Origin of the sequence: Klebsiella sp. 10, assembly GCF_018223925.1 — a bacterium.
In the GTDB taxonomy this organism is placed as follows: domain Bacteria; phylum Pseudomonadota; class Gammaproteobacteria; order Enterobacterales; family Enterobacteriaceae; genus Klebsiella; species Klebsiella pneumoniae.
The window spans coordinates 240,015-263,436 of sequence record NZ_JAGRRB010000004.1; the positions used below are offsets into that span (position 1 = coordinate 240,015).

A 23,422-nucleotide genomic window follows, 5' to 3' on the forward strand; every position below is an offset into this window, starting at 1 on the left:
ACCTCAAAGATATTTTTTGATGTTACGTTTAGGGTCCGGACCTTTAAGTTGCTTGCCGGTGTTTGGATCAAATGCTCCAAGATGAGAGCCGTCGCTAGCTCTGTAACCTTCAAGTTCTCCATGCTGCGAATCCCACTCATAGATTTTTCGTCCTTTATCTCCCACCCATCGATCTCGTCGTCCACCTCCCCCTTGTTTTGGAGTTTTTTTCCGAGACTCAATCAACTCCCCCAACCCCTTAATTTCTTCAGTTTTTGGAGCCGGATGATAATCATGTCCGTAGTCTTTTACTCCTTTCCTGGGTTGACTAGTCATTACATAAATAGGTTCAACACCTGTCCCAGAAGCATCCGGCTGCCAGTAGATGAAGTCCTGTAGTGGCGGAATGTCTGCAATCGGCAAAGTTGTCGTGACGATACTGTCAGCCTGCTTCACCTCTGTACCGGTGTGAACAGGTGTTACTGGCACTGGCCCGCTATTGCCGGTATGCCACGGAGCAGCAGGTCCAATTGGAACCGGATTCACGAGGATGGTCCGCGACGGCGCACCAGACATCGCCGGTACCGTTATTTTATCAAGGCCAGTAGTACTGTCACGTACAGCATCCAATACAGGAACAGTGGAAGGTACTCCATCAGAACCGGTTTTTACAAGCATCAGAGACTGGCGCCCATCAGTTTCCGAAGAGATGAAGCCACGTACCGGGAGGTTGACGCTCTTCATGCCCGGTTCGATACTCAGCTTACCCGCCGTGAACAACCTGGCTTGCGCAGCCAACATCTCGATATCCCTACCAGGAACCTTACTGTCGCTTCCGCCACCTGCGCGAGGTGAAAAGAATAGCGTCGATGCTGCGGCAACCATGGGACCAACAGTACTAGCTGTTGCAACACCAGCTACACCTCGCCATAACGCTGAGGCAATCCAACCTGAGAATTCAGCAGTAGCCGTCATTACTGCACTAGCAGCAGTAGTTAAGACGCCATTAATTTCTGCAGCCAAAGCGGATAACTGTATCATCGCTGGAGCACGATTCAGTAACCTAACACCCGGTGTTAAAAACAACGTAGTGGCTGCTTTTGTCTTCTCCAGTGTATAAACAGGAGTGTCCTTAATCCCAGCCTTTGCAAAAAGCGCCTTTCGAGCCTCCTCTGCTTTCCGTCGCTCAGCTTCCGCTTTAGCTCTTGCCTCTGCTTCAGCTTTCTCAGCCGCAATTCTGTCAGCTTCAGCTTTTGCTTTTGCCGCTGCCTCTTGCTTCCTTGCCTCCTGCAATTTCCGTTCAATTTCTGCCTGCTTGCGCTGTTCTTCTTCCTGCGCTCTCAAAGCAGCCTGATAAGCTTCTTCAGCCCTTTTGGCTTCCCTTTCAGCCTTTTTACGAGCTTCTTCAATTGCCTTTTGACGGCCTATAAACTCGGCCATTGCGGCCATTTGTTGGTTATTCTGATGAGCAAGATCAATAACAGTAGGCCGCGTTTTGTTGTTCTGAAGCGCGCGATCCACTACATCTTTCAGATGTTGCGTGAGTTTGGCCTGTTTTGCTTTTGCTGCCTGCTGAGAAAGCATGGCAGCCTTGGCCCTTTCAGCCTGCGCAGCCTGCGTTTTTGCAAGATTCTCTGTAGTCCATTTTGCAGTCGCATGAATTGCTGCTGAACTTTCAGCCTGTAGTCGGGTTAGAGACTTTTTACCTAAGTCGGCCTGGAGGCTACCACTTCCAGGAATAATAGGTGCTTCATTCCCAGAAAACCCTGTGCCGCTGCCATCTCCACCAATGACAGTCATCTCCTCTTCGCCGTTTTCATTGACGCCAAGTGATACCATTCCAGGTGGTGCGGGGGTAAGAGGAACCGGTTGATTATCTGCCATCACTCTGTCTCCTGACCACTACGAGCTTCCAGATCGGCTAAACGCTTTTCCAGGGCAAGTCGAGCCTGACGTTCTTCCTTAAGCGCTTCAATAAGTAGTGCTACCACTCCATTGATATTGATGCTGCGAGCATCCTTCAACACACTGCCGTCATTGAGTGTAAGTTCCGTCTTTGAAACAGCCTGTGGAAGGACTTCCTCCAATTCCTGAGCGATTACACCAGCTTCGGTAACGCCCTGCTTCAGATAGGTGTAACCACTAATACAATCGAGCTTTTCTAACGCATTATCGATTTTCTCGACCTGGGTTTTCATTCGCGCATCAGAGCTACTGTTCCAGGCACCATTGGTGTAAGCATGGCCATCATTACGGAATTCATACCACCCCTGCGCGCCACCATTAGCTACATGTAGTCCGAGGAAATGATGCTGACCAATACGCTCATAGTGATAAAAGTCTGCGGATAAATCCCCCGCGCCCTGAATCCATAACGCATTGGTTTTACGGTCTTTATCATTGTTGACGTTACGGTTACCTGCAGCTTTAATCCATCCCTCTGAATTGCGTTTGGTAAACTGCCCGGCATCCAGTTCGGCATTTGATCGAACGCGCAGTTCGTTCCAGCTACCCTGCCAGTCACGATAAGAGAGTAGACCGTAATCTTGCTTGCCTGCTTCTACCCTGGCGCACATCATCATTTGGGTGGTGATATTACCGCTTGTAAAATCGGTATGAATGGATGGGGATGAATAGGTCTGTCCATTTATGATCGGCGACGGGCCGGTCGTACGCGCCGAAATGCCTGCATCATGCGAAACTACAGCCCCACCAGAAATGTCCACGCCATTACGGAGAGAAACACGACCAGTTTTGAGATTGAAAGATAATGGGCGAAGGGTGTTCCATTGCCCGTCTTGCGCCTGATCTTCTGGAGTTACAAGAGCATAAAAGTCATTACCGTCATTGCGCAGAATAACTCCCGTTTTACCACCCGCCAGACGAAAAGCGTTCTGAGATTTAGAAACCACTTCACCATCAGTTACAACACGTTTACGCAACGTAGTCAGTGATTTCATTTCTGAAATATCGTCGTTAACACCGCTTAAAACTTGTGCATTGATTTTTTGATCAACCATTTCCATTTTCCTTGTCGATTGCTAAAAAATAACCACTGTATAAATACACAGCTGTGTGTTTATACAGTGGTTATACACCTGGTTTTTCAACTCGTCAACGTCGGTTTACTATCCGGATACGAGTCGGTCCTTTAGCTAATCGTAGATGTAACCCACTGAGTATTAACCCAATGGTGGTGTCCTTTAGCCATTGCATTGAGCATTTGGATGAGAGCCATCTTTCTGGAGGATCGGGGCGGGAAAGCGTTTCGACAGACAGTAGCCTACCTATTTTGGGAGTATTTAATGCCGATACAGTCCTACCTGTAGTCTACTGATGAGGAATTCTTATCAATAGAAAAATACAAAACCCGTAGAAGCGGACTTTATCATGTACATGACCGGCGCAACGCAGAGCTGGGGGACGTAAACAATATTCGCTAGGCCATGAAAAGCGCCAAGATACCGGGCAACTTCCGTAACCTGTTTATGTACTCACCTAACGGAATAAAGTACGGCAGATCATCCTACTATGAGAAGTAGTGGCAAAGGATGGGGTTCTGAACATCAAAAACGTCAGCCACGGTAGCATGATGGTGACGTACTGAAGACCGCCGAAGATGATGGGCATCATTCCCAATAATACTGGAGGATTCGATGAAGTGGCAAAAGTCAGTCGCATCTTTTTACGTAATGAACTAATTCTATTACAAAAGCGGTTAAAAGAATTAAACCATTTGCTTGGGGGAATTCAATTCAATCCATATACATAATAAACTTAGTTAAACACCATAAGCTAACTCGTGGTTTTAATTATAAATCAGGATCGATCGGCTTATGATAAAGAACTACTGGGTAGTGAATAACTTCATACCCAAGCTTTGTTGCCGTGTGCTCATGATTACTATAAAAGACAAGAGGATTGTCTTTACATGCGATAATATTGATCTGTTTACAAGCATGAATCTTGGGAGCACATTTAGTTAAGTGTTTTTCCCATTGGGCCATCATAGCAGAACATGATTGGTTTTTTGTATATATAATCAATCCACCACTGGCACTATTCACTGTACCAGTGCTATATCGCTCAGTTAACTGTGAGTATCCTTTGAAAAGATAACTGTATCCCGAGGTGTGCTTTTTCGCCTCACCATGCCATACGAACCCACCTAGTTTTACAGTTATGTCACAGTGCCCTCTTTGATTTACTTCATGCGATGCATGAAGTCCAATGTATCTATTTTCAAGATTGGAAAGAAGAAAGAGAGTCAATTGATCTTCTGTCAAATCAAAGTTGATTCTATTTCCATTCTGTTCTAACTTCTGGATTGCATAATCTAATTCACTTCGAATGTACTGTTTAAAATTCCCATAAGAGGAGAGTGCGAAATCCATTCTCGCAATTGCATGATGGCATTGACTAAGCGCAAAGTTCTTATCAAGATCAGCAAGGCTCATCATCATTAGCGGTCACCCTTTTTACATTCATATTTAACTGTATAAAAAGGGAAAACAAATTCTTTGTAATTTTCCACTAGCTCACCAGTATATGGATGTTCCAGAAAGTGGCTTTTTTCTGCATCTATAACATCAGCAATACTAACCTCAAATGTGCCATAAATGTCATCTATGAATTGATAATTAAGTTTTAAAAAATCAACTCCAGGATTGCAAAGCACCTGAATGGCGGAAAAAACATCTAATTCATCACATTCCGAATTAAATTCTTTATGCGAATTAGCTATATCAAAAATTATATTATAGCTAATATAGACATTAGGAGAGCGACAAGCCAAACTTGAAATTTCATCATACAAATGCGTAGCAAGAGAGCCCACTCGAGGACTCTCCGCACAGATTTGCTGTATAAGTCTAGCCATTTTGCCACCCTTCATTGCTGACTCCACTCATAATATCAGCTTTGTTAGAATTTCAAAATCATCACGTGAGATACACTGACTTAGTATAGCAAATGTTACAGGGGAGCTGGACGATCCCCCAAGGTATCTTCTAAGTGTTCCCGGAATGATCAACTCAACATTGTCTAGCAATTGAAGCGCCGGATTTACACGCTCTAATCTAACACCTATCCTATAAAGTCCAATATTACCAACAGCTTTTATACCTTCTTGATTAAATAAATCCTTTCTCAAATCATTGCTTTTATCATTTTTCTTCTCTTTATGCGTAGTACCTTCTGGTGTAAGAAACGACAAATCAAAGACTTTATATTTCAAGAGAGAGTATGGTGGTTTTTTCTGATTGAATATTTCATCAATTAAAGGGAAGAAATCTTTTTCAGCCGAATTAAATTGATAACCTGCATAGTTATACAAAGTCCTAACAACATTGGATTTAGCGAATAAAATACTTTCGCCAATGGTATTCAATCCAGAATCTATGAGGATATAAATTTTTGAAGTAGCTTTATCAATTATGCAAACATCAAAACACTGATGTTTCTCTTTTTTCTTAGCTATTATTTCATCGTAGCTACTATATTGAGGTATAGTACTAGGGATGATTTTCTCTCTTACGATTTGCTCACGCACAGAACTAAATAAAACAATGCTTTGATTGCTGTCTGTCGAATAATGAATTAATTCCAATTGGTTTTTCTTCGAGTTTTGTATCTCATTTTTAGAAAGAATTGTATCACTTAGAGATGAAGGTTGATTCATAACTCCCCAATCAAATTCAATCCTTTGATCTATAGTGCTAATAGCTTTAGTATCGACTGTCAAGCTAAAAAGAGCTTTATCACCATAAATGAACTGTCCAAATAGTAACTTGTCAATCTCTTGAATTATTGAATTAAATTTCTGAATGCTCTTCGTTTTTAATTCACTTAATTCCTTTAGTATTTTTTCGTAAGTGGCATCTCGTCCCTTACCAAGAGTTAAACCAAGGGATGTAATGACTGGCTTAGCCACACCCCAGGGAAGTCTATTTACAAGTGCTATAATTGATTTTAATTCTGCTTCACTTAGTACTGCCGGGACATTGCCTGTCATAGAATCCACCCGCATAAACCGCAAAAACTCCTTCGAATGGACTACAAAGGAGAGTATCTAATAACCCTAACAAATCAGATGGAAAAAATTCAAGCGCTTTAAGCTTATTCTTACTGCAATTTTGTGATGATGATCATCTCGCTTCGTGCGCTTTCGTATCTCCGCCACGCCAGCCCGCTTTGTGTAGTGGTTTTCATGCATTTTCATGAGATGAGCAAGAGCCCGACAGAACTGGCGGGCCGGATATCTCTCATTTACAGTCCAGTATCCCTCGGTATCTTTAATGCAGAGAATTTGCAGTGAGTTGCTTGTTTGGCCTCCTAATGCAGCTGCGCTGCAATGCACGAAAAAAAAGACTCTCTCGTATGGCTGTTAAGAGCTGACGCAAACACCGCGTTAAGAACGGCAGCATCACAGCCGTCATCGATATAGAGCGCAATCTTTTTCTTCAGGCGCGCTTTGGCCTCCTGCAGCTGCATACCCCGGCAGGCGCGCGGGATATACTCAGCAATTTGAGCGATAGATTTTTCGTTCTGTTTAAACATGCTTCACCCCAATAGGCTTGATGGTGTCGAGCAGCAACCGGCGGCGCGTATTTTCTGCAAAGTGACGGCGCCCTGTTTCTTTGTGGTAAAACTCGTTTTTGCCGACGACCCACATCCGCTCTGTCTGGTGCAGTTTTTTTACCTTCGGACCGTCTTTGGTGATCACGGTGCCGGTATGGGTTTTGATAATTGTCATACGGCCTCCCCAAGCACCCAACGGAGTGCGCTCGCATACTCACCATCGGCAGATTCCAGGGCTTTTGTGATTTCTTTGCGGGTTTTCAGGCGAGGCTTTGCATCACCGAGGATCTGACGCTGACGCCGGGCTCTTTCATGGCCGGTTGTGCCAGCAGTTGCTACTTCGATTTCAGAGACCTTCTCCCGCTGCTCTTCGGGTTTAAGCGATGCCAGCTGACGCGCCTGGGTAACGGTAACTGTGCCAGCCTCCACCGCTTCCCTGACGGCCTGAGTGGCATCGAGAAGGGATAGCGTTGCTCGAACGGTCTGAACGCTGCAGCCAAACAACACCGCAATATCGTCCTCATCGAGCCCGCGGTCGAGCGCGTCTGACATTTTTTTAGCCCGGCCAAGCGGCGTATCAGGTCGGCGAATTTCGTTTTCGCTGACCATGTATTTAGCCATCTGATTTGCTGATCCGCGCTTAACGACTCCAGGTACAAGCAGTGGGTCTTTGCCTTCTTTCAGACGGAGTTTATTTGCCTCCAGGGTATGTTTAACGCGCTGACGGCCAACAACTACGCAGGTGAGCCCCGTTTCAGGGTCTTTCCAGACGATGATTGGCTCCAGTACCCCCAGCTCCGCAATGTTCAGTACCATCCCTTCCTCGATCGGCAGGTGTACACGCTCATCGTAAAGTGGGTGGGTCTTATCGGTGACAAGGTGCAGGTTTTCAGGCTCGAAATTGAGCACGTTTGTTTTGCCGCTGGCACCGTATACATCGATTGAATTCTTAGCCATGAATAGCCTCCTGAACATCTAAAACTCGCTGAAAAACAGGACTGCCAAGCAGGCTGTAATTCATCCCTGACGCTGCCTTTGGCACCATCCCAAAACGCTTCATATCAAAGTCGATGACGGCCCGCTGATCGCGGAAAAGCCCCAAACGACCATGCCGGACAACCTCGCCAGTCGCTTCTGCTTCGGAAAAATACCGTTGAACAGTAGCGCGGCTCAGCCCCAGTCTTTTCATTGCTTCGGAGGTCGTGAGGCGCCCCTGATGCCTGGTGATCCGAATCACTGCGCGGACGTACTCTCTGCGCTCAACTGCTGACAATGCTCTAGCCATGATTCCGCCCTCTGCCTAAACCGAATTTCGCTCGAATTTCCGCGATTTTGTTTAAGCCCTGCTCGTTGCTCAGCGGACGTCCACCAAGCTTTGGGATCTGTTTAACCGGCTCGGGAATCACTTCCCCGGCATTCATGCGACGAACCATACGCAGCAGCTCGTCAGAGGCTTTACGGCGCAGTTCGGAATCACTCAGTGCATTTGCACGCATGTCGGTATACAGCCCCGTAACCAGCCAGTAATGCTCATTACGTTTCCACGGATAGGATTCAGCATCAGGGTAAAGTCCTCGGGTCCGGCAGTAGCGATAAATCATCTCCATCAGCTCGTTAACATCAGGAAGACCAGCCGCAACCACTTCCTCAGAACGACACCAGGCGACGAACTGCCCCGGCGAGGGCATGAATGGTTTTTCCTGTTTGCGCGCAACCCGCATACCTGCGTTAATCTGCTCAACCGTGGTGATCCCGTTTTCCTTGAACGCCAGGAGCCACTGGCGACGCATCTCGTTGAGATCTTCCGCTGATTTGTTGGCCAGCGCCGGGAATACGGCGAGCAGCTGGCGAAACAGTTCGTTGAATACCTCAGCCGTCTTTGTCGCCTGATGTGCAAAGCTCTGTGCATCCTGGATTTCAGGCATGCCGACGGCGATACGTTGAAAGTTATTCCGATCGAAGTTATGCATGCTTTCTGCGATAGATTTCATTCGAGTACCCCGTCGATCCAGTCGGTATTGTCCAGCGCACTGGCGCCTGATGTGGTTTTTGATGGGCCATGGCTGCGCAGGCGTTGAGTTGTGAGTTGGTCCCACTTCTTACGTAGTTTTGAGGGGCAGAGGATGTTTCCCTGCCAGAAACCATCCTCATTTGCCCACTTGAACAGTTCGCAGATTTCATAGTGCGTGCGCTTGTCCTGCAGGCGCATCAGGCGGATGGCATTCGCCCATTCAACCCAGTTCGGCTCTGAGAGGGAGGCATTCACGGTGAGGGCTTTATCGAAAATCCATCGCGCGGCTTTGAGGTCGTCAGCTGTTCCCCAGGATTTACCTGCAGGGGTATAAATCCCATCGGCCGCTTCTGGATGACGAGAGAGAAACTTCAAAGTTTCCTCGTTTCGGGATTCTTTAGAATTCCGAAACGAAGAAGATCTTTTACTATTGTTCTTGTTCTTGTATTGGGTGTCTCCCGTTTCCGGGAAAGGTTTTCCCGTTTTCGGTAACACTTTTCCCGATTCCGGGAAAGGTTTTCCCGTTTTCGGTTTGTCTAAAATACACTCAGATAGCTCAGTATTTATACCGACAATTTTCATCACTCCCTGCTTATGAGCGAAGATAATTTTCCGCTCCGCGAGAGATTTGATTGTGTCGGAAATATGCGACTCTCCGAGGTCTGTCAGTTCAGCAATCACCGTGTTTGTTACTCGGTCCTGCTTCTTGTTCCATCCATAGGTAAGCCAGATAACAGCCTCAAGACACTGCCACTCACGACCTGACATCCGCAGACGCGGCTTGAGCTTCTGTATCTCGTTTGCGATCTTGGTATACCCGTTAGCCAGGTCGGCCATTTGACCTCCCGAACGCTCGGTTTTAATCGGAAAATTGATAACTTCAGCGGTATTTGACATACTTCATCCCGTGAATTGACCCAATTAATTCACCCGAAGACTGGCTGTGTTGGCGCACAACAGTCTTCACCCTTTCAGAACAACCCAGCCTGGTCGCCGCCTTTTCGCACTTTGCGCTTTGCTTCCCGACGTTCAGCTGCGCTGGTCTGCTTCTCTGCCCATAACTTTGCGTGTCGCATAACATCGTCAAACATTCCCCCTTTGCGGCTTGCCTGTGACATCCGCTTGTACATGTCGACAGCCTGGTATGCCCCCCCTGAGCCACTGCTTGCGTGAAGCCCTGGCGAAGAAGTTCGTCGCGGACGTTCTTTTCAATAAATTCGATGTGATTCATGGATACCCCGCTTACATCACGCCGAGCATTGAGCTCACGATCGTCATCAGCGCTCCTGTCTGCTCAGGCATTAGCCTGAAAAGCGACGCTATACCCTCGCTCACTTCCTTCAGTTTCTGGTGCTCTGGCGCGTTCAGCATCACCGCCTGCTTTGCTTCAGCGCATTCCTTCATGGCCGAAGACAGGCGCGACAAAATATCGTCCTGAGGCATCAGGCGATGGCGGAACTCCAACGGAAGAACGGTCATGATTGCCGGGGTAAGAAGGCGGACGTACTCGCGATAGCGCTCAGACTCGGCCGGGTTGTCCAGGTAGCGAAAAAGCTTCTGTCTGGCACGGCTGATATCATCAGGAAACGCGATCTCCTCGCCGCCCTGCTGTCGCCACTCATCGATGATGTATGCCGAGACAACATCCTGCCCTTCAGCTGCTGCCCAGGCGCGAACGGCAGAGCGAATACCGTCGTGATCTAACTCTCTCAGCTGATTTCGCTTTATCAAGGCACCGGTGTTGAATCCGGTATTTTTTTGATAGGTAAGTGAACGCATGATTTTCTCTTTAATGTTCAGAGTGCCGTATTACGCGGAGTGACGAATACAAGGCTTTCTTTGAGCACCGGGGCCTGGCTGTGAAAAAATCTTGTAGCATCTTCAATTGCGGATGCCATTTCGGGAGATGCACGGCGATTACCGTAGGCAATCTGATCCAGATAGCCCGGGGTCGTATTCGCCAGCTTCGCTAGTTGTGCCCATTCGTCAGTTGTGGCGCCCTTACGCCAGCGGTGTAGTTCTGTACTCATTGGTGTCTCCGGTTGAGTCAACAATTTTGGAGTTTAGCGTTATGCTAAATACTACGCAAGCAACATTTAGCAATTTGCGCATTTATCATTTTGCTAAAAACGACAACAATGCAGGGATGGAAAATAAAGAAATCAGAAAAGCCAACCTGGAATCTCTGTACGAGAAGCGCCAGAGCGAGTCTGGAATGACAAAGGCACAGTTCGCCGAACTCATTGAGACAAGCCCGGCAGCTCTTAGCCAGCTTCTGGGTCCAAATCCTCATCGCAATATTGGCGATAAGATGGCCCGCAAAATTGAGTCTGCGCTTAATCTGCCTTTTGGCTGGATGGATGTTTTACATGCCAAAGAAACATCTTCGAACGTTTCGTTTCGAGGATTGAATGAGACGAAAGGAAGTTATCCTGTAATCAGCTGGGTAAGCGCGGGGCAATGGATGGAAGCTGTAGAACCATATCACCGACGAGCGATCGATCGTTGGTACGATACGACTGTTGTATGCTCTGAGGACTCCTTCTGGCTGGATGTAAAAGGAGATTCAATGACCTCTCCTGCAGGTCTGAGCATACCTGAAGGGGCTGCTATTCTGGTAGATCCTGAAGTAGAGCCTCGAAATGGAAAATTAGTGGTTGCCAAACTAGATGGCGATAATGAAGCTACTTTTAAGAAACTAGTTATCGATGCTGGCAGACGCTTTCTAAAACCCCTTAACCCTGCTTATCCGATGATCGAAGTTAACGGCAACTGCAAAATCATTGGGGTTGTCGTTGACGCTAAAATTCTGAATATTCCCTAAACTCCTATTTGGACTCCTTAGCCCGCCTTTGCGCGGGCTTTTTTGTCTCCTCAATGTCCCTCCTCGTTATCGACAGAACTTAAATCCATTATTAATCAATACGCTAAAACAACACACCAGATAATTTAGCATTTTGCTATTGCATGAAATTTAGCGACACGCTAAATTTACCACGTTGCAACATCACAGATATGTAGTAATTAGAGTCAAGCCGAGAGGACTCGGTGATAACAACCGACGGCCATCCACCGTCTTACATTAAGCGCAGAAGTATTTCTTGTTCCGCTGGCCACGTAATGGCTGAGGTTGAAATGAGTAAGCAAGGCATCAGAGCCATGGTCATTTCAGCAGTAATTGGGCTCTTCATCTGGATCGCGCTTTTCTGCGCACTGAGGGAGTTATTTACATGATTGATTTCGCACGCAAACCCGCTCGTCAGCAGGCTGTTCGTTTAAGTCCGCTGTCAGCTTTCATCCGCCGGGTGTGCTACATGCTCGCGCAAAAAGGAGACCCTTCATGAGCACGATGTTCGCTCTGGTTCTCACCGTCAGCATGCTGACGGGCGGTAATCAGGATGTCCTGCTCGGCGTTTACGACACTGAGAATGACTGCAAGGCAGCTGCATAAGAGCAACATGTGAAAGCTGAATGTTATCCGCTGAAAGGTGTACTGGACGAGCATCCGGCAGGGTTCACGGTGCAAATGTAGGGGGAAGAATGCAGAAGAAATGCGGTTATTGCCGCAAAGCTATCGAGGGAAAACCAGTGGTAAGCACCCTGTTGTACCTCCAGGGGAACCAGCTCGCACGGAAAGAAAAAGAGTATTGCTCTGAACGTTGCGCCTCTCACGACCAGATGGCTCACGAGGGCTAACGTAAACCCGCCGAAGCGGGCTGTACGTCCGGTGCCACCGACCAAAGTTACACCGGAAATTACCAAAACCAATGACCACCCTAAATGGGCGCTACCAATGGCCCGGGGGATTCTACATCCAAAATAGAGGCTATCACATGGAATATTTTTATCTGATAAAAGCGACTCAAAAATCGGGTAAAGCTGATGCCGTAATCTGGCGCACTAATAAATCAGAAGCTCGCGCCCTGCTGCAGCTGGATGTCGATCTGGAAGACGCTGGGATCGAAACAGGCCGCGGTAAGGATTATCAAAAACCAATTCGCACCGATTTCCCGGTATTCAATGACCTGCCGGCGGAAGGTGTTCTCGATTACTCATGGTGCGAGCGCTACCAGCTCGGCGATGATGGTCGCACCTGGGCTCTGAAGCCAGGTCAGGTGCCTGCGGATCATCACATCGATGATGCCGGAGTATCCGCTGAGCCCGTTAGTAGCGAGCTGGTTGATGCCAATACTACTGGTGACGCGGCACAAGGTGAGACCGTGGAAACTTTCGGTAGCGATGAATACCAGAACGATTCAAGCGCGCTTTTTAACGTGGCAGAACTCCCCTTTCGCACTCAGCTGCTGGCGCAGTATATGGCCGAAGAACGCCACGTTTATCAAATCAGCATGCCTCACCGGCAGGAGCTGTCAGTTCTTGAAATGGACACTGATAACGCAGCCGTCCAGGATCTGATTCTGGCCGCCGAGAATATCCCTGAAATCAAAAAATACGATATGCCGGCGCTCTGGAAATTCACCAGTGCCAATAAAAAAGTCTTCCCCGAAGGGAAACGGCATGAGCTCGGCAAGCGTATCCAGTTTGCAAAGCTGTGGTTCGCTACTAACGCGATCGACCGCGGCATTCTCACCAGGGAATGGGCTGCCGGTAACTGCATTTCTTCGGTTATGAAAACTGATGCAGGTACGAATGCTGGCGGCGGTAATAAAACCGATCGCAATCCTGACTACACCCATACCCTTGATACGCTCGATGTAGAAATAGCCCTGGCCACAATGCCAATGGATTTCGATATCTACAATTTCCCGGCATCAATTCACCGCCGGGCCAAAGAGATCGTCCAGAAGAAAGAAAGTCCGTTCAAGGAATGGTCTGCAGCGCTGCGCAAGGTCGCAGGCATCCTGGATTATTCCCGCGCAGCCATTTTTGCCCTTATTCGTGGCGCCACCAGCGATATTCATCATTTCCCGGTAAGTCTGCAGACCTATATCAATGCGAACCTGACCGAGCATAAGCATGACGCCCCTTCTGCTGAAACGCTTGAAAAAGCTGGTCATGTTTCATCTGCCGCCGTCACTCTGGACGCTGTGAAAAAGGCTATCGATGGAGATGAAGGTGTGCCTGACCTGGAAACTCTCCCAACTGACTTTCAGGTAATTGGCACCGAACTGGTGAAAGAAGCTCAAAAGAAACGTCCTGACGCTAATCAGGTTCTGGCCGCCGAACGCGGCGAATATGTTGAAGGGATTAGCGGCCCTACAGATCAGAAGTGGGTAACCGAAGACCTGACCAAGCCCAAACAGCCTGAAGTTTCAAACATGGGCAATGGTGTTTTTTCGATTGATGGTCTGATGGATAGCCAGACATCACCAACACCAGCACTTTCTATCGTGGACCAGGCGCGCCAGCGCGCTGCAGAAGAAAAATTACATCCAGCTAATTCCGGGGAAACCACCAGCGATGTGCAGATGGAAACGGCTCAGCCGGTCGAAGACGAAAATGATAATGCGGTATCAGCAGGCGAAGGCGCTGATGAGCCTCCTGCGCAAACAACTGCCGTGAACATGAGCAAAATACTGGCTGAACGCTGCCCGGATCTTACCGCCGAAGTGCTGAAAAGCCAGGTTTCCGAGAGTGCTCATAGCGATGAAGAGGAAGTGGCTGAACAAGCAGCGCCAGCATGGCCGGAGTATTTCGAGCCTGGTCGATATGAAGGCGTGCCAAATGAGATCTACCACGCCGCTAACGGTATCAGCTCCACGATGGTTAAAGATGCACGGGTATCGCTGATGTATTTCGAGGCACGCCACGTATCTAAAACCATCCAGAAGGTACGCTCCCCTGTTCTGGATATGGGAAATCTGGTGCATGCACTGGCGCTGCAGCCTGAGCAGCTGGAAACAGAGTTCAGCATCGAGCCGGAAATCCCGGAAGGCGCCTTCACCACGACTGCGACGATCCGCGCGTTTATCGACGAATACAACAACGGGCTTCCGGTTTTGCTCAGCGCAGATGACATCAAGAGATTCTTGGAGGAATACAACGCGACCCTGCCCGCCCAGGTTCCTTTGGGTACATCAGTTGAAGAAACCGGCCAGGGTTATATGTCTTTGCCTGCTGAGTTCCAGCGCATTGAAGACGGTCAAAAGCAAACCGCTACCGCAATGAAGGCATGCATCAAGGAATATAACGCTACTCTGCCCGCCCAGGTGAAAACCAGCGGCAGCCGCGATGCCTTACTGGAACAGCTGGCAATCATTAACCCTGACCTGGTTGCTCAGGAAGCACAGAAGGCGCAGCCGCTGAAAGTCTCTGGCACAAAGGCCGATCTGATTCAGGCCGTGAAATCGGTTAAACCGGATGCCGTGTTTGCCGATGAGCTGCTGGATGCATGGCACGAAAACCCTGAAGGAAAAGTGCTGGTTACCCATCAGCAGCTAAGTACTGCGCTGGCCATTCAGAAAGCACTCCTGAATCACCCGACCGCCGGCAAGTTATTGACGCACCCGAGCCGTGCCGTCGAGGTGAGCTATTTCGGCATTGATGAGGAAACCGGGCTGGAAGTTCGCGTGCGTCCTGACCTTGAGATAGACATGGGCGGCCTGCGCATCGGTGCGGACCTTAAAACCATCAGCATGTGGAACATCAAGCAGGAAGGCCTGCGCGCCAAATTGCACCGGGAAATCATCGAGCGCGATTACCACCTGAGCGCGGCTATGTACTGCGAAACCGCAGCCCTTGACCAGTTCTTCTGGATATTCGTTAACAAAGACGAGAACTACCACTGGATCGCCATCATCGAGGCATCCGAAGAACTGCTGGAACTCGGCATGCTGGAATATCGCAAAGCAATGCGTGTCATCGCGAACGGTTTCGACACTGGCGAATGGCCGGCGCCAATCACTGAGGATTACGCCGAAGAACTCAACGATTTTGATGTGCGCCGTCTCGAAGCGCTGCGCGTACAGGCATAAGGGGATATGACGATGGAAAACACCAATATTGTTACCACTGAGCAACAGGCTCCAAATACCATTTCTGCCAGTAACGCCATCTTCAACGTGCAGGCGCTCGGCCAGCTAACGGCATTTGCAAACCTGATGGCAGATTCTCAGGTGACGGTACCTGCACACCTCGCGGGTAAACCAGCCGATTGCATGGCGATCGTTATGCAGGCAATGCAATGGGGCATGAATCCCTACGCAGTAGCGCAAAAAACGCATCTGGTAAACGGTGTGCTTGGGTATGAAGCCCAATTGGTCAATGCGGTAATCGCCAGCTCAAGCGCCATTCATGGCCGCTTTCACTATCGTTACGGCGGCGACTGGGAGCGCTGCACCAGGACTCAAGAGGTCACCCGGGAAAAGCACGGCAAAAACGGGAAATACAATGTCACCGAGCGTGTACGAGGTTGGACAGATGAGGACGAAATCGGGTTATTCGTCCAGGTCGGCGCGATTCTGCGCGGTGAATCAGAAATCACTTGGGGGGAGCCACTTTATCTCTCTGGAGTCGTCACACGTAATTCTCCTTTGTGGGTTTCTAACCCGAAACAGCAAATCGCTTATCTGGGCGTCAAATACTGGGCTCGCCTGTACTGCCCGGAAGTCATCCTGGGTGTTTACAGCCCGGATGAAGTTGAACAAAGACCCGAGCGAGAAATAAACCCGGCGCCGGCGCAAAGAATGTCTGTGGCAGAGATCACCAGAGGAACAGACATCGCCACCAGCACGCAGGATGCAGCTCTCAATATTTCCCTGGCAGATGATTTCCGTGACCGCATTGAGCGCGCCGAATCGGTCGATGCAGCAAAAGCCATCAGGGCGGATCTGGATAAAGAGAAAGCTGTGTTGGGCACTGTTCTTTTCACCGAGCTGAAAGGTAAAGCCGTGCAGCGTTATTTCATGGTAGACGCCCGAAACAAAGTTGAGGCCGCGATCAACTCTCTACCCAATCCCGGAGAACCGGAAGCCGTCGAACTGTTCGCTAAAGCTGAAGGCATTCTCAACGGCGCGAAACGCCACCTCGGCGATGAACTGTATGACCAGTTCCGCATCACCCTGGACGACATGAAACCGGAATACGTGGGCTAACCAGATCGGGAGAGGAAACTCTCCCGATAAAGGAATGTATATGCGATTGATTAACCGAAGCAGACACTCCCCTCTGGGCCGCCAGGCGTGCGATGCCGCGCTGGCAAAACACGTTGAGCTTTATGGAGCTTACGGGCGACAGAAAACGAAGAGAACTTATACGGTGGTGGTTCAAGGCTCAAAGATCACTGTAGAAGTTGTTAACAGAAAAAGTAGCTATGTGGCCACAGCCATGAGCTGCGCGCGCCGGCTACACCATCTGCCTGGACAATGTAACTAAGGGGTTTTTATGACTAATACATCTCATAAATCAGATGAAATTTTGATAACCGATGACGTTCTGTCCAGATACAAAATATCGCGCAGCACACTCTATTTCTGGAGCACCCCATCCCGGATGCCCTCTTACTTTGCTCAGCCATTCCCGCAGCCTAAAATAAATGGCAGCCCTAAAAGGTGGAGACTTTCAGACTTGCTGGCCTGGGAAGATAACGTGGGGATCAAACCAGAGGCTGACCAACCAGCTTCTCAAGGTGATCCTGCCAAACAGCAAGCCAGTGACGCTGATCATCCAGATAATCATGCAGGTTATAACGTGCCATGACACCTGCCATATGATGGCCAAGCAGTTTTTCCACAACATGTGGCGGCGCACCTAATTCAGAAAGGCGTGTCGCCACTGTTCGCCTGAGGTCATGGAGAGACCAGGGTTTCATGCCTGTTTTAGCTATAATCTGAGCAGAAAACAGAGCGACGTTTGGTTGTTGTGGCGGTCTGTCATCTTCTGGCCCTCTGTAACGTGACAGTGTCACAACGTGTTTTGAAACTGACGTTTCCTTCTCTGCTAACATCATTCTTACTACTGCCTCGGGGAGTGCCCTTCTGACCGATTTCCCGGTTTTATAATCGCTTGCCGGAATGGTCCACGTTTGCTCATGGAAATCGAACCACTCCCATCTTGCTGTCCTAATCTCTGTACTCCGGCAGCCAGTCATGATGAGAAACTTCATTATCAGCTGTTGTCTGTACTTCAATTCAGGAAGAATGTTCCAAACCGTTTTGATTTCCTCATCACTCAATCTGCGATCTTTTACGGATGCTGTGAGACCTACGTCAGAGCGCCTAAGGCTTTCAATTGGGTTAACATTAATTACCCCTCGATTGGAGCAGAAACGGAACGTACGCTGCATCAGCCCCAGCATCTGACCAGTGACAACTCTTCGCCCCATGCCATCAAAAAGGTTAAGCCAGTGCGCTTTAGTGGTCTGATCAACAATCATGTCCCCCAGCACAGGCGCGATATGGTTATTGAAGTCCCGCCGGTTAACCTTGATTTTCACAAGACCTTCAGGGATGCAGTAATACTTTTCCCAGTAATCGAAAGCCTCTTTAACGGTGAGTGCTTCGACTTTTTTCTGTTTCTCCAGAACTGTTTGCCGTCTCGGATCGAGTCCTTCTGTCAACCAGGCCCTGAACTGCTGTCTACGTTCGCGAGCTTGAGATAAGGAGGTGGTTGGATAATCGCCAATCGTTAGCTGAGCGGCTTTCCCGTTCCATCTGTAGCGGTAAAAGAATGTTATACTGCCGGAAGTAGACAACCGGACATTCAGACCATGAGCGTCCGAAATGACCTCGATCTGGTCTCTCTTTTTGCCAAGAGCTTTTCTTAATTTTGTGTCGGTAAGCAATGTGTACACTCCGGAAGACGATATACACATCAGTGTACACATTTTACTTAAATTGATAACCTTCAAATCAATGCAGAACACACAAAATTAAAGCACTCTATGCTGGCAAGATGTTGTTATTAGCGGGATTTTTGAAAAGACTTAAAGCATGACTAACAAACTTAAAACGGATTCATATGCCCTACGATAGCGTTTATCTGGAAAAGCGTCCGCCCGGCGCGCTGCGCACCGTATGGCGTAAGTTCTATGGCGACACCACGGCGATGATCGGTCTGTACGGCTGCGCGGGCCTGCTGCTGCTCTGCGTCTTCGGCGGCTGGTTCGCCCCCTATGGCATCGATCAGCAGTTCCTTGGCTATCAGCTGCTGCCGCCGTCGTGGTCGCGCTATGGCGAAGTCTCCTTCTTTCTGGGAACCGATGACCTCGGCCGCGATGTGCTGAGCCGACTGCTGAGCGGCGCGGCGCCCACCGTCGGCGGCGCTTTTGTCGTCACCCTCGGCGCCACGCTGTTTGGTCTGGTGCTGGGTGTGATTGCCGGATCGACCCACGGCCTGCGCTCGGCGGTGATGAACCATATCCTCGACACCCTGCTCTCCATCCCCTCGCTGCTGCTGGCGATTATCGTCGTCGCCTTTGCCGGGCCGCATCTCAGCCATGCGATGTTCGCCGTCTGGCTGGCGCTGCTGCCGCGCATGGTGCGCTCCGTCTACAGCATGGTCCACGATGAGCTGGAGAAAGAGTACATCATCGCCGCCCGCCTTGACGGCGCCTCGACGCTGAATATTCTGCTGTTCGCCATCCTGCCCAATATCGCCTCCGGCCTGGTGACCGAGATCACTCGCGCCCTGTCGATGGCCATTCTGGATATTGCCGCGCTGGGCTTTCTTGATCTCGGCGCCCAGCTGCCTTCGCCGGAATGGGGAGCCATGCTGGGCGATGCGCTGGAGCTTATCTATGTGGCGCCGTGGACCGTGATGCTCCCCGGGGCGGCGATTATGCTCAGCGTACTGCTGGTCAACCTGCTGGGCGACGGTATTCGCCGGGCGATCATTGCCGGGGTAGAATAATGCCGTTACTCGATATTCGTCACTTAACCATTGAATTTAAAACCAGCGAAGGCTGGGTAAAAGCCGTCGATCGCGTCAGCCTGACGCTGACCGAAGGCGAAATCCGCGGCCTGGTGGGGGAATCCGGCTCCGGGAAAAGCCTTATTGCCAAAGCTATCTGCGGCGTGACCAAAGACAACTGGCGGGTCACGGCCGACCGCATGCGCTTCGATGACATTGACCTGCTGCGACTGTCGAACCGCGAGCGCCGGAAGCTGATCGGCCATAACGTGTCGATGATTTTTCAGGAGCCCCAGTCGTGCCTCGATCCCTCTGAGCGCATCGGCCAGCAGCTGATTCAGAGTATCCCCGGCTGGACCTACAAGGGCCGCTGGTGGCAACGGCTGGGCTGGCGCAAGCGCCGGGCCATCGAGCTGTTGCACCGCGTCGGCATTAAAGATCACAAAGATGCCATGCGCAGCTTCCCCTATCAGCTGACCGAGGGCGAGTGCCAGAAGGTGATGATCGCCATCGCCCTGGCCAACCAGCCGCGTCTGCTGATTGCCGACGAGCCGACCAACGCCATGGAGCCGACCACCCAGGCGCAGATTATTCGCCTGCTGACGCGGCTCAACCAGAACAACAACACCACCATCTTGCTGATCAGCCATGACCTGCAAATGCTCAGCAAATGGGCGGATAAAATCAACGTCATGTACTGCGGGCAGACGGTGGAGAGTGGGCCCAGCGAAGAGCTGATCACCCTCCCACATCACCCCTACACCCAGGCGTTAATCCGCGCGATCCCGGATTTCGGTAGCGCCATGCCGCATAAAAGTCGCCTCAACACCCTGCCTGGAGCGATCCCACTACTGGAGCAGTTGCCTATCGGCTGTCGGCTGGGGCCGCGCTGCCCGTACGCCCAGCGCGAGTGTATCGAAACGCCGCGTCTTACCGGGGCGCGCAACCATCTGTACGCCTGTCATTTCCCGTTGAACATGGAGAAAGAGTGAAATGGTCGAAACATTGCTGGAAGTTCGCCAACTCAGTAAGACCTTTCGCTACCGCACCGGCTGGTTTCACCGTCAGACGGTTGAGGCGGTTAAGCCGCTGAGTTTTACCCTGCGTGAACGGCAGACGCTGGCGATTATCGGCGAGAACGGCTCCGGGAAATCGACCCTCGCGAAGATGCTGGCGGGCATGGTGGAACCCACCAGCGGCGAACTGCTGATTGACGATCATCCGCTGACTTTTGGGGATTACTCCTACCGCAGCCAGAAGATTCGCATGATCTTTCAGGATCCGTCGACCTCGCTGAACCCGCGCCAGCGCATCTCGCAGATCCTCGATTTTCCGCTGCGATTGAATACCGATCTCGACGCCGAGGCGCGGCAGAAGCAGATAATCGACACCCTGCGCATGGTTGGTCTGCTGCCGGACCACGTCAGCTACTACCCCCATATGCTGGCGCCCGGTCAGAAGCAGCGTCTCGGCCTCGCCAGGGCGCTGATCCTGCGCCCGAAGGTTATCGTCTGCGATGAGGCGCTGGCCTCGCTGGATATGTCGATGCGCTCCCAGCTTATCAACCTGATGCTGGAGCTGCAGGAGAAACAGGGCATCTCCTATATCTATGTCACTCAGCACCTGGGAATGATGAAACACATCAGCGATCAGGTGCTGGTGATGCATAACGGCGAAGTGGTCGAACGCGGCAGCACTGCCGATGTGCTGGCCTCGCCGCTGCACGACCTGACCCGGCGCCTGATCGCCGGCCACTTCGGGGAAGCCCTCACCGCCGACGCCTGGCGCAAAGACGGGAAATAGCTGGCAGGCAACGGCAGGGGCGGCCCTCACGCCGCCCTTGTCATTCAGGTAGAAGGGAAAAGACTCTGCGCCGGCAGCGACCGGCGGTCAAAGCGGCGCAGCGCGTAGTAAAGAACCCCGGTGCCAAACCAGCCTATTATCCATGAGACATCGTTACCGGCGAAGATCCACGTGAGCGAACCATGGAACAACGGGTTCTCAATGAACGGCAACTGGATAAGCACACCGACGATATACAGGGTGATCGCGTACAGGTTCCAGAACCCGTAGCGTTGCTGCGGGTCGCTTAGCGCCGGAATATCGATGGCGCCCTTCGAGATAAGATAATAATCCGTCAGACAGATGGCGCTCCACGGCACAAAGAACGCCAGCAGAAACAGAAGAAAATGCGTGAAATGCTTTAAGAAAGCGGGTTCGCTAAGCAACGCGATAATGCAGGAAGCCGTCACCATCAGCACCACGAATGCAATGCGACACTTTTGTGACAGCACGGTTTGCCGGCGGAAGGCGGAAACAATGGTGGTCAGCGACATAAAGCTGCCGTACGCATTGAGGGTAGTGAAGGTAATTTTACCAAAACAGATGGCGAAATAGATAACCATGGCCATCGCCTGACTCTTACCTAATCCCACCAGATAGCTCACCTCGTGACCAGGGAACGCGCTGCCGGCAATGGCCGCTGTCAGAACCCCGAGCGTCATCGACGTTTGTGTACCCAATACGGTGCCGAAAAACACTGAGCACCACGTTTTCGTGGCGGAAACATCGCGTGGCAGGTAGCGCGAATAGTCGGATACATAGGGGCAAAAAGCGATCTGCCACGATGAGGAGAGCGATACGGCTAATAAAAACGTCGGCAGCGAAAAATGGTTATTGTGCGCGAGCGCACTGAGATCGGCCGAAAGTAGCAGCGTGATGAACATATAAACGAAGGCGAGAATTCCGACGATACTCGCCAGTTTGCCCAGCTTGTGGATCACCTTATAACCGAGGACGGCGATAACGATAATAATCGCACTGAATATCAGCATCCCGGCTACGTGGCTGATATTCAGTAGTTTGGCCATTGCCTGCCCGGCCAATACGGTGCCGCTGGCAGAAAAACCGATATACATGACGCAAACCAGCACCAGCGGCACCACCGCGCCAAAAACCCCAAACTGGGCGCGGCTAAGGATCATTTGCGGAAGTCCCAGTCGCGGTCCCTGCAGCGCATGCAGAGACATCACCGCCGCCCCCAGCATCTGACCGACCAGAAGCCCGACCAGAGACCACACTACATCGCCGCCCAGCACAACGGCTAAAGCGCCAGTGACAATCGCCGTAATTTGCAGATTGCCGCCAAACCAAAGGGTGAACTGGCTAAAAGGGTGTCCATGCCGTTCGCTTTCCGGGATGTAATCAATCGACCGCCTTTCACTCATTCCAGCATAATTGCTCTTTGACTGCCCGTCTGTAGACGAAAACGAAGACATAGATTCCTCACTCAAGTTATTAATATCACCTCACTCAATCGTTCTTGTATATACAAGCATTGACAACTCACCGCCTTGCATGCACTCTCATTTTGTGACGAATATGTAAAATATTTGTATTGCAGAAAGTTACTAAACTAGCTCAAGGCGGTGCTTATTGTTGACGCCGGAAGCGATTAACTAAGGTATGCTGCCCATGATGGTCCCTTTTCAACTTTCGACGCTCCCCGTCACGCCGTGGAAAAACGGCGGCGGAGAGACGCGCGAAATCATCTGCGTATCCGCTCCAGATGCCCCTTTTCTCTGGCGAGCGAGTATTGCCACCCTGCAGGCGGATGGCCCTTTCTCCCCCTTTCCTGGCGTCGACCGGGTCATTACTCTGCTGGCGGGGCAGCCGCTACGGCTGTGTGGCGAGAATATCGACCAACCGCTGGCGCTCTGGCAGCCGTGGGCTTTCCCCGGCGAATGGGCGCTGTCCAGCGTCGGGATCGTTGCGCCAGGGCTGGACTTCAATATCATGACTCAGCGCGGGCGCGCGTCGGCGACAGTTCAGGTCGTTAGCGACCTGCAATGCCCTGCCAGCGAGGGGGTTGCTTATGTTCTACAAGGCGAGTGGGATCTGGCCGGGCGGCGCTGCGCGGCCGGCAGCGGCCTCTGCTGGCGCGGTGGATCCCCGCGGAATCTGCGTCCCGTGGGCAGCAATGGACGCCTGCTGCTGGCGGAGATCGCGCTCAAATAATCGTCAGGAGAGATGATATACTGCAGC

23 protein-coding genes and 3 pseudogenes are annotated in these 23,422 nt (G+C 50.6%); 11 read left to right on the top strand and 15 right to left on the bottom strand.

Translation table 11 applies throughout. The annotated features are described in order from the left end of the window. Window positions 1-3: 3 nt before the first annotated feature. Both KHQ26_RS25985 and KHQ26_RS05360 read right to left on the bottom strand, forming a co-directional pair. Window positions 4-1,863 (bottom strand): S-type pyocin domain-containing protein, encoded by a 1,860-nt coding sequence (locus tag KHQ26_RS25985; RefSeq protein ID WP_228297881.1) that lies wholly within the window; start codon window positions 1,861-1,863, stop codon window positions 4-6. Continuing rightward, window positions 1,863-2,999 carry a tail fiber domain-containing protein gene (locus KHQ26_RS05360; RefSeq protein WP_023282490.1) on the bottom strand — a complete coding sequence of 379 codons (1,137 nt, stop codon included), beginning with the start codon at window positions 2,997-2,999 and terminating at the stop codon, window positions 1,863-1,865. The genes KHQ26_RS25985 and KHQ26_RS05360 overlap by 1 nt, the downstream gene beginning before the upstream one ends. A gap of 358 nt (window positions 3,000-3,357) precedes the next feature. Between KHQ26_RS05360 and KHQ26_RS25990 the strand changes: the two are divergent. After that, window positions 3,358-3,751: pseudogene (locus KHQ26_RS25990) on the top strand (hypothetical protein); the annotation flags it as partial. Window positions 3,752-3,791: 40 nt separating this feature from the next. On the opposite strand, the gene KHQ26_RS05365 reads toward KHQ26_RS25990, so the two are convergent. The 11 genes from KHQ26_RS05365 to KHQ26_RS05415 all read right to left on the bottom strand — a co-directional run bounded on the left by KHQ26_RS05365 (window position 3,792) and on the right by KHQ26_RS05415 (window position 10,599). Next, entirely contained in the window at window positions 3,792-4,442 is a 651-nt protein-coding gene (locus KHQ26_RS05365; RefSeq protein WP_023282489.1) for a hypothetical protein, read from the bottom strand. Beyond that, window positions 4,442-4,873: a hypothetical protein gene (locus KHQ26_RS05370; RefSeq protein WP_023282488.1), complete on the bottom strand. Its 432-nt coding sequence runs from the start codon at window positions 4,871-4,873 to the stop codon at window positions 4,442-4,444. The genes KHQ26_RS05365 and KHQ26_RS05370 overlap by 1 nt, the downstream gene beginning before the upstream one ends. 12 nt (window positions 4,874-4,885) lie before the next feature. Continuing rightward, window positions 4,886-5,992, bottom strand: coding sequence for a hypothetical protein (locus KHQ26_RS05375; RefSeq protein ID WP_126315581.1), 1,107 nt, complete (start codon window positions 5,990-5,992; stop codon window positions 4,886-4,888). Window positions 5,993-6,312: 320 nt separating this feature from the next. Next, window positions 6,313-6,537: a hypothetical protein gene (locus tag KHQ26_RS05380; RefSeq protein WP_211777861.1), complete on the bottom strand. Its 225-nt coding sequence runs from the start codon at window positions 6,535-6,537 to the stop codon at window positions 6,313-6,315. Then, complete coding sequence (locus KHQ26_RS05385; protein ID WP_023282485.1) at window positions 6,530-6,733, bottom strand: hypothetical protein; 204 nt, start codon at window positions 6,731-6,733, stop codon at window positions 6,530-6,532. The genes KHQ26_RS05380 and KHQ26_RS05385 overlap by 8 nt, the downstream gene beginning before the upstream one ends. Next, entirely contained in the window at window positions 6,730-7,515 is a 786-nt protein-coding gene (locus KHQ26_RS05390) for a ParB/RepB/Spo0J family partition protein (protein WP_023282484.1), read from the bottom strand. Before KHQ26_RS05390 ends, KHQ26_RS05385 begins: the two co-directional genes overlap by 4 nt. Beyond that, window positions 7,508-7,843, bottom strand: a complete 336-nt coding sequence (locus tag KHQ26_RS05395; RefSeq protein WP_023282483.1) for a DUF977 family protein — start codon at window positions 7,841-7,843, stop codon at window positions 7,508-7,510. The genes KHQ26_RS05390 and KHQ26_RS05395 overlap by 8 nt, the downstream gene beginning before the upstream one ends. Next, window positions 7,836-8,549, bottom strand: a complete 714-nt coding sequence (locus tag KHQ26_RS05400; RefSeq protein WP_023282482.1) for a replication protein P — start codon at window positions 8,547-8,549, stop codon at window positions 7,836-7,838. The genes KHQ26_RS05395 and KHQ26_RS05400 overlap by 8 nt, the downstream gene beginning before the upstream one ends. Further along, window positions 8,546-9,466: a replication protein gene (locus KHQ26_RS05405; protein ID WP_211777862.1), complete on the bottom strand. Its 921-nt coding sequence runs from the start codon at window positions 9,464-9,466 to the stop codon at window positions 8,546-8,548. The genes KHQ26_RS05400 and KHQ26_RS05405 overlap by 4 nt, the downstream gene beginning before the upstream one ends. Window positions 9,467-9,811: 345 nt before the next feature. Next, on the bottom strand, window positions 9,812-10,348 hold the full coding sequence (locus tag KHQ26_RS05410) for a toxin YdaT domain-containing protein (RefSeq protein ID WP_211777863.1): 537 nt from the start codon (window positions 10,346-10,348) through the stop codon (window positions 9,812-9,814). Between the two features lie 17 nt (window positions 10,349-10,365). Next, window positions 10,366-10,599 (bottom strand): hypothetical protein, encoded by a 234-nt coding sequence (locus tag KHQ26_RS05415; RefSeq protein WP_023282479.1) that lies wholly within the window; start codon window positions 10,597-10,599, stop codon window positions 10,366-10,368. Window positions 10,600-10,640: 41 nt separating this feature from the next. Here KHQ26_RS05415 and KHQ26_RS05420 point away from each other — a divergent pair, with 41 nt between their 5' ends. The 6 genes and pseudogenes from KHQ26_RS05420 (at window position 10,641) to KHQ26_RS05445 (ending at window position 16,903) form a co-directional block, all read left to right on the top strand. Next, entirely contained in the window at window positions 10,641-11,393 is a 753-nt protein-coding gene (locus tag KHQ26_RS05420; RefSeq protein ID WP_023282478.1) for a LexA family protein, read from the top strand. Between the two features lie 516 nt (window positions 11,394-11,909). Next, a pseudogene (locus KHQ26_RS05425) lies at window positions 11,910-12,101 on the top strand (YebW family protein). Window positions 12,102-12,109: 8 nt separating this feature from the next. Next, entirely contained in the window at window positions 12,110-12,265 is a 156-nt protein-coding gene (locus tag KHQ26_RS05430) for a YdaE family protein (protein ID WP_023282477.1), read from the top strand. A gap of 137 nt (window positions 12,266-12,402) precedes the next feature. After that, window positions 12,403-15,504, top strand: a complete 3,102-nt coding sequence (locus KHQ26_RS05435; RefSeq protein ID WP_211777864.1) for a RecE family exodeoxyribonuclease — start codon at window positions 12,403-12,405, stop codon at window positions 15,502-15,504. Continuing rightward, window positions 15,467-16,623: pseudogene (locus KHQ26_RS05440) on the top strand (RecT family recombinase). The gene KHQ26_RS05435 and the pseudogene KHQ26_RS05440 overlap by 38 nt, the downstream one beginning before the upstream one ends. 40 nt (window positions 16,624-16,663) lie before the next feature. Continuing rightward, window positions 16,664-16,903 carry a DUF4060 family protein gene (locus tag KHQ26_RS05445; RefSeq protein ID WP_022631172.1) on the top strand — a complete coding sequence of 80 codons (240 nt, stop codon included), beginning with the start codon at window positions 16,664-16,666 and terminating at the stop codon, window positions 16,901-16,903. Window positions 16,904-17,123: 220 nt separating this feature from the next. Here the strand turns inward: KHQ26_RS05445 and KHQ26_RS05450 are convergent, their stop codons facing one another. Continuing rightward, window positions 17,124-18,341, bottom strand: coding sequence for a tyrosine-type recombinase/integrase (locus KHQ26_RS05450; protein ID WP_080892535.1), 1,218 nt, complete (start codon window positions 18,339-18,341; stop codon window positions 17,124-17,126). A gap of 146 nt (window positions 18,342-18,487) precedes the next feature. On the opposite strand from KHQ26_RS05450, the gene sapC reads away from it, so the two are divergent. From sapC to sapF, 3 genes are read left to right on the top strand one after another with little or no spacing between them, the layout of a single operon-like run. Next, entirely contained in the window at window positions 18,488-19,378 is an 891-nt protein-coding gene (sapC, locus tag KHQ26_RS05455) for a putrescine export ABC transporter permease SapC (protein ID WP_004151901.1), read from the top strand. Then, window positions 19,378-20,370, top strand: coding sequence for a putrescine export ABC transporter ATP-binding protein SapD (sapD, locus tag KHQ26_RS05460; RefSeq protein ID WP_004140266.1), 993 nt, complete (start codon window positions 19,378-19,380; stop codon window positions 20,368-20,370). Before sapC ends, sapD begins: the two co-directional genes overlap by 1 nt. 1 nt (window position 20,371) lies before the next feature. After that, complete coding sequence (sapF, locus tag KHQ26_RS05465; RefSeq protein WP_004140269.1) at window positions 20,372-21,181, top strand: putrescine export ABC transporter ATP-binding protein SapF; 810 nt, start codon at window positions 20,372-20,374, stop codon at window positions 21,179-21,181. 44 nt (window positions 21,182-21,225) lie between these two features. On the opposite strand, the gene KHQ26_RS05470 is transcribed toward sapF, so the two are convergent. Then, window positions 21,226-22,605, bottom strand: a complete 1,380-nt coding sequence (locus KHQ26_RS05470) for a purine-cytosine permease family protein (RefSeq protein WP_004151902.1) — start codon at window positions 22,603-22,605, stop codon at window positions 21,226-21,228. A gap of 247 nt (window positions 22,606-22,852) precedes the next feature. On the opposite strand from KHQ26_RS05470, the gene KHQ26_RS05475 reads away from it, so the two are divergent. After that, window positions 22,853-23,395, top strand: a complete 543-nt coding sequence (locus KHQ26_RS05475; RefSeq protein ID WP_020803560.1) for a HutD family protein — start codon at window positions 22,853-22,855, stop codon at window positions 23,393-23,395. Window positions 23,396-23,422 lie beyond the last annotated feature (27 nt).